Genomic DNA, 10,628 nt, shown 5'->3' with positions numbered 1-10,628 from the left:
TGCCCGAAGGTCTTCCTCTCAGCAATCGCCATCGCAGCTCTCGTCATCTATTGGCTATGAGTCCTGACCCTAGTTGGCTGGCTTCGATGTGCTGAAAGGCAACTCGATCCAATGCTAGCATCCAGGGCTAACGCCTGAGATCTGGCAAGTGTTAGCCCACAACGCACCCTCCGGGTAGCGGCCGCCGCCGTCTAGAGATCAGATTAGATGCCGTTCGCCATTTCTTGGTGCGGTGTGTTTGCGCGACGGGTGACAAACCAATGCTTTGCCCATTCGGCACAAAAGGCCACGTTTATCCAGAAGCGCCCTTATATATTTGGATTAGTGGTTGGCGGTACTGGTTCTCAATAGACTTTATTATTCTGTCGCTGGAGAAAACAACATTAATGACCAGCCCAAAATTGACAGGAGCATCCGGTGACGATCTCATTCAAGGGCTCGCATTTCCCAAAAGATGTGATCTTGCACGAGGCGTTTTTCTATCTGCGCTACTCAGTGTCGTATCGGGATCTGGGAGAAATCCTGGCTGAGCGCAGAGTTAAGGTTGATCACGCGACGCTGAACCGTTGGATCGTCAAATATGCGCCATTGATTGCCGACAAGGCACGTCGCCATAAGCGAAACTGCGTCCGCCTCTGCAACGCTCGATGGGATTGAAGTTGCGCAGATGATCAGAAAGGGTCAGTTCGGAGTCGGAATCTGCCCGGTCAAGCAGTTTACGAACCAAACCGTATGAACTTAGTAAATTCCAACCAGCCCTTACACTTCAGAGAATTTTGCGACAAAGCCGCTAAGATCATATCGAACTTGCGAATTCGGGCCAACGGCGGCTCTTCCCGCAATATGCGGCGGGAAGGGCAGAGTAGATGAACGGCAGATTCCTTTCGCGAGCTGTTAGTTCGTAGACCCGCCGATTTTGTGGCTGCGGCGAATGTCTCCTTTGATGAGCTGCAGCGCAGTGGTGGGACATATCTGCCAATGGCAAGTTCAGGCGGCCCGTTCATTTGCACACAGCGTCTGGCAAAATCGCAAAGGTCAGTTACAGTAGCCAATGTTCAAGCGCCCGCTTCAACACAATGCTTTGCTGCTACCTAACAGTTGCGTGAGATTTCGGGATAGGTCTAAAAAAGTTATGCCCTCCTAGCAATCTCAATTCAATACTGAAGAATATGAGTAATTTGGCGGAGATTTAAGTGCGACTTAGCGTGGGCATCGCTGTGTCAATTCTGGTGGCTGTGTCTATCGGAGTGTCGACCTTTATTGTCCATTCCCTATGGTGGACGACTGCGCGCGACAATAGCCGCATGCTTGCAGCTGAAATCAACGGCCAGATAGCGAACACTGTCCGCATCGAGGTGGGGGTGACGCTTAGGTCGGCCGAAGCCGCTTGGGCAGCCGTTCGCACGATCTTTGTCCAGAACGTCATCGCGACGCGACAGGCCGACAAGCGCGAGTTTGTTTTTCTGTCGCAACTGCAGGCGCAGCCGAATATCTCATGGATGTTCTTTGGCTGGCCCGATGGCAATTTTTTCGCGTCGCACCGTCTAGGTGACGGCGGGCTTGAGATGATTGAAATCGACAAGGGGATCCGCGACCGAATGCTGCGGAAGGATCGCTATATCTTTATCCCCGGTGACATTCAGTTCGAGGAGCGGACCTTTACTGAAACATCCTATGATCCGCGCGAACATGCCTGGTTTGAAAACTTCATGGGGCTCAGCTCTGCGGGGTGGATTGAAACGCGCGACCTTCCGGATAGTAAAAAAACCGTTTACGCCTTTGCTGGTCCGATAGACGTCAACCGAACGCGGCAAGGTGTTCTGGCCGTTGCAATCGAAACGGATCGTTTGTCACGTTTTCTCGCCACGCTTGCCCCCGGCGAATTCGGCGCGGCATTTATTCTGAACGCTGACGGCAAAGTTATTGCAGTACCTGATGCAGAAGCGGATGAGATTACCCCGGCGCGCATGGGCGAAGGGAAGCTTTATGAAGTTGCCATGATCTCAGGCGAAAGGTTGTTGGCAGATCCCAAAGCGAATGCCCAAGGCACGCTGACGAAACGTGTCGTCATCGACGGCGTGCCTTATGCGGTGGCGCTGACGCCACTGGGGTTTTACGGCTGGCGCGTTGCCACGGTCATACCCGAAGCGGCGTTTCTGTCGAGCATCGATGAAGCGCTGATAAACTTGATATACGTTTTGATCGGTGTGGTGGTCGTCGCAACCGGGCTGGCGATCTGGCTGATCCGAAGCATTGTCGCAAATCCGTTGGCACGCATCGCCGAAGATCTTGGTAAAATCGAACGCTTTGACGTCGAACGCATTGAGCGCAGACCCTCCAGACTGTCTGAGCTTGCCAATCTTTCTGCGGCAACCGCGAGCATGGCCGCTGGTTTGTCCGCTTTCCGAAAATACGTGCCCACCGATCTTGTGCGTATGCTGGTTGCTGAGGGCATCAAGATACAGCCGGGCGGAGAAATGAAACAGATCTCTGTGTTGTTTTGCGATGTAGCGGGTTTCACAGGGCTGTCCGAAAAACTAGGCCCAAATATTGTCCAGCTGATGGAGCCCTTCTTCAGCGCAGCCTCTGCGGCCATTACTCAAAACGGTGGGACGATCGACAAGTTTATTGGCGATGCCGTGATGGCGTTTTGGGGGGCGCCGCGTAAAGATGCCAATCACGCTGAAAATGCTTGCCGCGCAGCGCTGGACCTTGTCGCCGCCGTGGGCGCGTCCGGAATTGAAGATGAGGCCGGCAACCCCCTACGCGTCAGGATCGGGGTGAACAGCGGCGAGGCTCTGGTCGGAAATATCGGATCAGAGCAGCGGTTGAACTACACCGCGATTGGTGATGTCGTGAACGTTGCCAGTCGGTTGGAAGGGGCCAACAAAGACTATGGAACGCTGATCCTGGTCGGGCCGGAAACGAGGCGACAGGCCGCTGACGCAATCGTGGTCCGAGAGTTGGACACGCTTACCGTGTTTGGACGTGTTGAAGAGCTGGTGGTCTACGAACTGATCGCGATGGCGGATGGGCGTGTTGGATCATTTGCCTGGATAGAGGCTTATGAACAGGGCCTTACACATTATCGGACAGGGCGGTTTGAAGAGGCCGTTGCCGCATTCGCGGCCGCAGACCAGGCGCGAAACGGAGACCCCGCCTCAGTCGCCATGATGATCCGCGCCCAAGACCTGTTAGACAGGCCGCCAAAGGAAGGCTGGCGTGCGGTTACTAGCACCAACAAGAACCAGTAGGTAACTTCCGTTAAAGTTAAGGGGCTTCGGGAAAGTCCGACAAGTCTCGCGTTGTGTGTGCTCAGCGCGCCGGGGACTTCGCTCGCAGTGAATGTCCGGAAAGTGGGTTGCGACCGCGGCATCACCACCCGGTAGCCAATGTCCGGTTTGGGCCGTCTAGGAAAACGACCCTGTGGCTCTAAATTTCAAAAGCTTCCGCGATGGCCAATGTGCCCTCCAACTCTAGGCCAGGATACCGTACCGTCCTATCCATTTTTGTATGTTCAGGCAGAAGTCGCTTATTGCGCAGATTGTCAATGTTTCTGCAGATCTGAGTAACCTCGGCTCACCTCTTAGAATGCGTTCCCTTGGTGCTCGCCTCAAGGTCTATGGGCTTCACCCATTCCCGGACAATCCGCACATACAGGCGGGTTGAGACGAGCGGGCGCTCATGAATAGCGGAAATTAACATGCCCGTCGTTTGCTAATGTCACTAATACTCTTAAGGTGAATGGAGCCTTAGGAGGCCTTAATGAAAAACCTAATTTTGATCTCGGTCTTGGCCGCTACTAGTACTGCGACCAGTGCCGAGGAGCAACGCATCGAGCTTAATAATTTCTATCCGCTTTCTCAGGAAAACTTTGACCTTGGTGATCATATTTTCCACATCGCCGACAACAAAGGAGGATTTGAAGTTATCGAAGGTCCTGTTGACGGCGGGCTTGCTCGATGCCTTGGATCGGGGTTCGGTTACCAAGATGGGACCAACTCAATCTCCGGAATATGCATTTTTGGTGAGGGCGAAGACACTTTCACGATGCGTTGGAAAGCAGGTGAAAAAGGCGCGGCTAACTCTTGGGAAATTATCGTCGGAACCGGGCGCTATGATGGAATGACTGGCGAGGGCATAGCCACGACGGACATTGTGTCGATGTACCAAGCACTACCTTTGAGGCGAACCCACATAGTAGGAACCGTGGAAATCCCTGAGTGAAATGTTGTCCCTGAGTTTATGACGGGTAGGGCCGTTGGATTGATCGTGGGAAGCAGGGCATGGGAAAACGTTACTGTTGCTCCAATGTTCGGTAGGTGATGGCGTCAGACATCATACACATCACAGAGAGCAGCATTTCGCGGTTGCCGACGCAATGTAAGCCGTCCCATCAAAGCGCTCTTACTTCGAGGCCTTGAGTTGTTCGTCCAGATCAGAGAACGATGCGGCCCAGAATTCTGCCAGGAACGCTGAAACCTCCTGTTCTGAGATTTCCGACCTATTGCCTTCGGCATCCGTCGCTTGACCCATTGTGTATCGCAAGTCGGTGCCAGAGTTCGTTTGCGTCAGCTGATATGTCTCGGGCAGGCTTACTCCAGTGCGCGCCGGATCCTGGATGCAGGTCGAGAAATAGTCGAACGGTTCCCAATCAGTGATGCGATAGAAAAAGTCCGCCAATTCGTGAGAGCAATGATATTCCGACCCGTTGCTGAGGCGCCCTTGCGGGCTGTCGACGGTGATATCCTGAACACGGTTCATCCATTTCAGCTTTAGTTCAGGCGCGACCAACGCCTCCCAGACGACTGCAATTGGAGCATCGAAATGATGGCTGAAGGTCCAAACTCCGTCTTCCTTGGTCAAAAAATGGCGCTCGCGGTTGGTACGCAAACGTTCCCAAGATTTAGCCAAATCGTAGACCTTCATCGAAACCTCGCCAAAATGTTCGATGTCCTGTGAAAACGGTTCCACTATGCCTTTGATATCCATGGCGTTTGCAGCGGCCTCGCTAAACAGCGCGTAACTGCGTACACCGGTGGCTTCAACAACGTTCGTCTTGGCCATTCGGTGGACCAGAACAACGTCGGCGCCGGAAAAGTCTTTTATCGGGCCAAGTTGCATTTCTTCGAACTGGCCATGATGGGTGATAACCTTCAAATCCAGCCCTCCGACATTGGCACACGCCTTGCAGGTACAGGTTGTGTTGGCAATTATGTCCTGCCGACGAAGAGCAAATGCGTTGTAGAGATTCTCGCAGATGGTCAGGAAGGTCTCGCCGGAGGGGAAATCCTGCCGGGTTGAATATGCCAGAACGGCATCGCCTTCGGTTTTCCAGAAATGGAGCGGATCACCCACCTGTTCGACCAGTACGCCCAGCAAGGAATGCAAAATCGGATTAGCGTGATCCATTTCCGAAGTGGTCAAAAATTGTGTGTAGCCGGAAATGTCGGCGATCAACAGATATCCAGTTTGTGTTGACATGGCACGCTCCCCAAAAGAGTGTTTGGCGCGGTTATTTTGACCTACAAAGGGTTCAAAACCACTTTGGGTCCAAATGCGCCATAGACGGTCATCATGGTGTGTAGGCTGGAGCTCAGACGCAAAGTTGCCGGTGAGAGCCCGAAGTGGTTACCAAGTTCCCGCAATACAGCCCCTAAATGGCGCCGCCGCTATAGCGACGTCACTACGCCCATCCGAGTTGTTTTAGAGAGTGCCCATCATTCCAGATTTTGGTCATTCGGGCGATCTTATCACCTTCAAATTCCATAACGTAGGCATAGTTGGTTGCGATTTCTTTGCCGGTGGCAGGAACTGGTCCACCTTCACCGGTTTGTTTGCCGCTGAATACTGCTGTGGCCGTTACGATGTTGCGTTCGTGATCAGTCGAGAATGAGGTGATGTCGTAATTGCCATCTGGGATTGGGGTCAAAATTCCCGCCGTCCAGGCTGTATAATCTTCGATTGTCGAGATATCGGCCAATGCGTCGGCTTCGCATGTAAAAGTGGCACCGTCCTGACAGTATGTCTTGCAGACGTTCCAGCCTTTGCCTGTTTCGCATGCATCAAAGAAGGCCATAGCCGTTTCGGAAATACTCATCGTGCTTCTCCTATCCCTGTTTCACTAGCGTCCAGCGCGTCGTTGCCTTCAATTCCGTCTGGATGGGATAGTTTTAGAACATTTATTTTAAAAAATCAATTTTAAAATAAATGAGGGATGAACTTCACTCGCGAATTTCCCTCATGATCAAGTCGTAAAAGTTTGGTATCACGTGCTTTTTTTCGTCGTGCCGCCCATACAAGACGGTCCCGTGAACGCAAAAAACCACAAAGCTTGCAAGCTGCGCTGTGTCCTTTTCCGCCCCGATATCTCCATCCGCCTGGGCATTACGAAGAGCAGTTTCAACCAATGACTCGACTTCTGCGCAGAACGCGCCCACCTGTTCAGCGGCCTCAGGACTTATCACATGTTTCTGCGCAAGGTGGTTCATCATCAGGCAGCCCTTGTATTCCGACTTGGCGGCCCCCAAAAAAACGTTTCGGAGAAACATTTCGACGCCCTCTAAGTTAGGGTTGTCGATCAGAATACGATAGCGCGGCCCGATAACATGATCGCGGTAATGATCCAAAGCTGCTGAAAACAATCCTTCCTTGTCTCCAAACTCCTTGTACATGCTGGCCGTGTTCAGCCCGGTTTCGCGGACAACGTCACTTATCGATGCAGCTTTGTAGCCGTTTTGCCAAAAAACACCCATGGCTTTTTCAACTACAGCTTCGCGTGAATATGATCTTGGTCTACCCATCGGAGTATATTAAAATGATCATTTAAAAATCGCAACACGTACCGTCTGAGCAAGATCAGGAAAAACCGTTACGCAGGGTAGAATCTTCGTGAACTACGACGTTTTGCATGGTGTGCTCTTAAATTCCAACTCGCAGGCAAATAGTTGATTTGTCATTGCTCCGTGTAGCGGGAATGCTCCTGCGTTTTCTAAAATTGACGTCAGGATTGACAGCCATTCTTATTGTTCAAACCAACCGCAGTAAATGCGCTGCTCAATTTTCGCATCCCAGCGCGGCCTTCAATGACCGGTTCGATGAAATTCGCTGAGAGGCAAAGTTCCGATGGTCGAACGAGCCTGCCTTGACCTAGACCATTTGCACGAGCAATGCAGCATGATTTACAGCCTGGTCGCGTATCCCCGAAAATGTGAATCTTTACGCGTTTAGGTATCTCTGTAACGAGCGTCGGCTCACTCCCATTTCATCTGCCATGCATTGGACCGTTGCCCTACCGTCTCGTGCCAAATCGAGCTTTGGTTCGGGACTGAATGGACCACTCGTGGCGCGCTAATGTTCGCGTAATCTCCAACGTGGAAATTCGACCTATTTGAGTGCAATGTAATTAAAGGCTGCATTTGGAGGAATACGTTTTGATGGAATCGAGTTCTGACTCTGGGACTTCCCCAGAATACTCCAAAACGCTGGAGGACTTTGACCTGGACCTCGCAAAGTCTGTCTTTTTCGGCAATTTCAGCGACGGAATCAATGCATGCGTAGAATGTTGTGATGCCCATTTGCAGGGCAATCCCCTGGCATTGAACTGGATTGCATTGGACGGGCACCATGAGACCCGCGACTTTAAGCAGTTGCGCGACGAAGCTGCGTGCTTCGCCAATTTGCTTAAGGAACAAGGCATCCGACCCGGCGATATCGTGGCGGGTCTGTTGCCGCGCACCCCGGATCTTGTGACAGTTGTTCTCGGCGCCCTCCGAGCTGGTGCGGCCTATCAGCCTTTGTTTACAGCCTTTGGGCCAAAGGCCATTCAGGACCGTTTGACCATGAGCGGAGCGAAGCTGGTTGTGACCGACGCCGCGAACCGCAATAAGCTCAATGGAGTGGAAGGTTGTCCGCCTGTCGCGACCATAGCGGATACGCGACAAGAGGTTGTTGGGGGAGACATTGATTTCCGCCGGATAATGGCCGCGCAATCGCCTGAGTTCGCCCCGGTTTTGCGGAACGGCGATGATCTGATGTTCATGATGGCGACCTCTGGAACTACAGGTCCCGCAAAAGGAGTCCCCGTGCCCCTAAAGGCGCTGCTTGCCTTTAGATCTTACATGGTCGAAGGGATCGGTCTGCGGCATGAGGATGTTTTCTGGAACATTGCCGATCCGGGCTGGGCCTATGGTCTATACTATGCGTTGATCGGCCCGCTACTGTTGGGTCATGTAACCACTCTGGTCGAGGGACCATTCACAGTGGACAGTACATATGACGTGATTTCGAGATTGGGTGTGACTAACTTTGCAGGCGCGCCCACTGCGTTTCGATTAATCATCGCCTCCGGAACCGAGCGCGCGGCACAGCTGCGCGATCAGATCCGCTGCATCAGCAGCGCAGGCGAGCCACTGAACCCCGAAGTCATCCGCTGGTTCGAAACCGAACTGAATGCGCCGATTAAAGATCACTATGGGCAGACCGAAACGGGTATGCTGGTGAATAACCATCACGGCCTCGAACATCCGGTTCGTCCGGGATCGGCCGGCTATGTTATGCCGGGATACAGGGTCGAGGTTTTGGCCGAGGATGGCAGCATCGCCGATTTCAATGAGCTTGGTCAATTGGCCGTCAACATCGCGGATTCACCTCTCTTGTTCTTTAGCGGCTACCTGAACAAGGGCAACAAATCGATCGAGAACGGATACTATCTTACCGGGGACACTGTGGAGCGGGACGAACACGGATGTATCACTTTCGTAGGGCGGAACGACGACGTCATCACCTCTTCGGGGTATCGCATCGGACCGTTTGACGTTGAAAGCGCCCTGATCGAACACCCTTCTGTGACGGAGGCGGCAGTCGTAGGCGTGCCGGACAAGGAACGGACCGAAATAGTGAAAGCGGTGGTCGTACTGGCGGAAGGCACAGAAGGTAATGAGGAGTTAGCTGCAGAGCTGAGGGATTATGTCAAACAGCGCCTTTCTGCACACGCCTATCCTCGGCTTATCGAATTCGTCAAAGAACTGCCGAAGACACCCAGCGGCAAAATTCAAAGGTTCCTGCTCCGAGAAGCGAGTGTCGGCGCCACTTGATCTAGCCTCTCGAAGGCAAGCTTCGTCGTTCAAATACATGGCAATTCTGCTGGGCAGCGAACGGCGACTTAGTCCGCACTGTGTGAATTGACCGTTCCAGCCTCGCTGCGCTGCACCAATGGCCGGTTTCATCGCCGCGTCACAGCGCCAGATTTCGAGCGCATGCAGCATTTCTTCCGTAGCGAGCGCGCACCGCGAAAAATCACAATGACCGGGTTGGGCCGTTCGTATCGATAACGATAATGGGAGCCATTATCGTTACTGGTTTGCACTCGCAAACTTATCATTCACCTGCACGCAGTGCTGTATTAAGTGGTCGGCTACGGCAACTTTTGCAGGTATCGAGGTGGCGCACATGATCCGCAAAGGCCAATTCAAGCCTGGACTCTGTTCATTCAAACAATTCGCTGAGCTGACCGTCTAGCTCCAATCCGATCGTTAAAACAGCTCGTCGTGCTCAAAATTTTGCAACAAAACCGGCTACGTCCCGATCGGTGAGTGACTTTGGGCTGCAATCTGTTTTTGTAGCAAATCCCGAGCCTGCCGTCTCGTTACCGGGCTCTAGGTTTCAGCCGACATATCGGCTTCCACCCAGAACACCCCAGCATGATCTCCCTGACGCAGTAGTCCCTGAACCGTCTCTTGTGAGCCGGCGCAGGGGTTTTGGGTCATGGTCGGTCCATACCGTGGTGATCTTCCCATTATACCGGGTGGCCTTTCAGTATTGAAGCGCAGCAGTTACCGGCATTACATCGCAGCCGGACCTAAATTCTCCCGCATTCCAGAATAGCTAGCATTCAGCTGGGCTAAGATTGCCAAGTGGACAAGCGATATCATAAATAATTTCCGCAAAACCCTCGATGATAACCCCAAACCCTGCCGCGATAATGATCACGGAACCAATGAGGTATCGACCATCTTCTTCAACTTGACCAGGCATTTGGTTTTCTTGAATTGACCCCAATTCAGGCGAATACCGTCTTCGATTGCGTATCCACCAGTATCAGTTCCGATCAAATTAACATCCGACAAATCCCAGCTCCAATTCGGGTTTATTGCGGGATACTGCTGAGTGGCGGACAGGTTATTTTGACCCAGATGGCGCTCTGAAGGTAAAGCGAAGCCAAAGCCGGAAGAATTGGTGGTTTGGTAGGTATTGGCCATCCCATCAGCGTGATTGACTGTTTGCGAAACTGATGAGTGAACTTTGTGCGCAAACCCGCGTTGGCTATGGTCACGCAACGGACCAGCGGTGGACGTTCCGGCACTCAGGACAATGGCGAATGCGGTGACGGATGTAATCAGTGTCTTTTTCATTTCTTGGTCCCTCTAGGTTGAGCGTGTCTGATACGCTGTAGGTGGAACCAATTTGGAAATTTGAGGTTCGGATTTATTGCGCTGACAGGTCAAGGTTTTGAGAAAAGGCTTCAAGTTGACGCCTATCCCCGCCAGCATGAACTAGGGTCAGGACTCATAGCCAATAGATGACGAGAGCTGCGATGGCGATTGCTGAGAGGAAGACCTTCGGGCACC

The 10,628-nt window shown here is 52.5% G+C and carries 7 protein-coding genes and 2 pseudogenes; 5 read left to right on the top strand and 4 right to left on the bottom strand.

The window, feature by feature from the left end:
* Positions 1-417 precede the first annotated feature (417 nt).
* From AC2FFB_RS19820 to AC2FFB_RS19810, 3 genes and pseudogenes are all read left to right on the top strand, one after another.
* Positions 418-621, top strand: a pseudogene (locus AC2FFB_RS19820) (IS6 family transposase); the annotation flags it as partial.
* A gap of 572 nt (positions 622-1,193) precedes the next feature.
* Positions 1,194-3,254 (top strand): adenylate/guanylate cyclase domain-containing protein, encoded by a 2,061-nt coding sequence (locus AC2FFB_RS19815; RefSeq protein WP_496714468.1) that lies wholly within the window; start codon positions 1,194-1,196, stop codon positions 3,252-3,254.
* A gap of 511 nt (positions 3,255-3,765) precedes the next feature.
* Entirely contained in the window at positions 3,766-4,227 is a 462-nt protein-coding gene (locus tag AC2FFB_RS19810) for a hypothetical protein (protein WP_142640399.1), read from the top strand.
* A gap of 180 nt (positions 4,228-4,407) precedes the next feature.
* Here the strand turns inward: AC2FFB_RS19810 and AC2FFB_RS19805 are convergent, their stop codons facing one another.
* The 3 genes from AC2FFB_RS19805 to AC2FFB_RS19795 form a co-directional block, all read right to left on the bottom strand.
* Complete coding sequence (locus AC2FFB_RS19805; RefSeq protein WP_496875344.1) at positions 4,408-5,484, bottom strand: DUF2652 domain-containing protein; 1,077 nt, start codon at positions 5,482-5,484, stop codon at positions 4,408-4,410.
* A 202-nt stretch (positions 5,485-5,686) separates the two neighbouring features.
* Complete coding sequence (locus AC2FFB_RS19800; protein ID WP_142640397.1) at positions 5,687-6,100, bottom strand: ester cyclase; 414 nt, start codon at positions 6,098-6,100, stop codon at positions 5,687-5,689.
* A gap of 124 nt (positions 6,101-6,224) precedes the next feature.
* Positions 6,225-6,755: a TetR/AcrR family transcriptional regulator gene (locus AC2FFB_RS19795; RefSeq protein WP_496694680.1), complete on the bottom strand. Its 531-nt coding sequence runs from the start codon at positions 6,753-6,755 to the stop codon at positions 6,225-6,227.
* Between the two features lie 843 nt (positions 6,756-7,598).
* On the opposite strand from AC2FFB_RS19795, the gene AC2FFB_RS19790 reads away from it, so the two are divergent.
* On the top strand, positions 7,599-9,095 hold the full coding sequence (locus tag AC2FFB_RS19790; RefSeq protein ID WP_496875343.1) for an AMP-binding protein: 1,497 nt from the start codon (positions 7,599-7,601) through the stop codon (positions 9,093-9,095).
* Positions 9,096-9,411: 316 nt separating this feature from the next.
* Positions 9,412-9,519 (top strand): annotated as a pseudogene (locus tag AC2FFB_RS19785) (IS6 family transposase); the annotation flags it as partial.
* A gap of 467 nt (positions 9,520-9,986) precedes the next feature.
* Here AC2FFB_RS19785 and AC2FFB_RS19780 read toward each other — a convergent pair.
* Positions 9,987-10,412: a hypothetical protein gene (locus AC2FFB_RS19780; protein WP_496714472.1), complete on the bottom strand. Its 426-nt coding sequence runs from the start codon at positions 10,410-10,412 to the stop codon at positions 9,987-9,989.
* Positions 10,413-10,628: the final 216 nt, after the last annotated feature.

The sequence above is a fragment of the Ruegeria sp. YTSA219 genome (genome assembly GCF_059609985.1).
This window is presented reverse-complemented; position numbering and strand designations above follow the sequence as displayed.

What these genes read in the sequence shown, in the direction of transcription:
- AC2FFB_RS19810 (WP_142640399.1), top strand. Translation starts at nt 3,766, where the DNA reads ATGAAAAACCTAATTTTGATCTCGGTCTTGGCCGCTACTAGTACTGCG.
- AC2FFB_RS19805 (WP_496875344.1), bottom strand. Translation starts at nt 5,484, where the DNA reads ATGTCAACACAAACTGGATATCTGTTGATCGCCGACATTTCCGGCTAC.
- AC2FFB_RS19800 (WP_142640397.1), bottom strand. Translation starts at nt 6,100, where the DNA reads ATGAGTATTTCCGAAACGGCTATGGCCTTCTTTGATGCATGCGAAACA.
- AC2FFB_RS19795 (WP_496694680.1), bottom strand. Translation starts at nt 6,755, where the DNA reads ATGGGTGTTTTTTGGCAAAACGGCTACAAAGCTGCATCGATAAGTGAC.
- AC2FFB_RS19780 (WP_496714472.1), bottom strand. Translation starts at nt 10,412, where the DNA reads ATGAAAAAGACACTGATTACATCCGTCACCGCATTCGCCATTGTCCTG.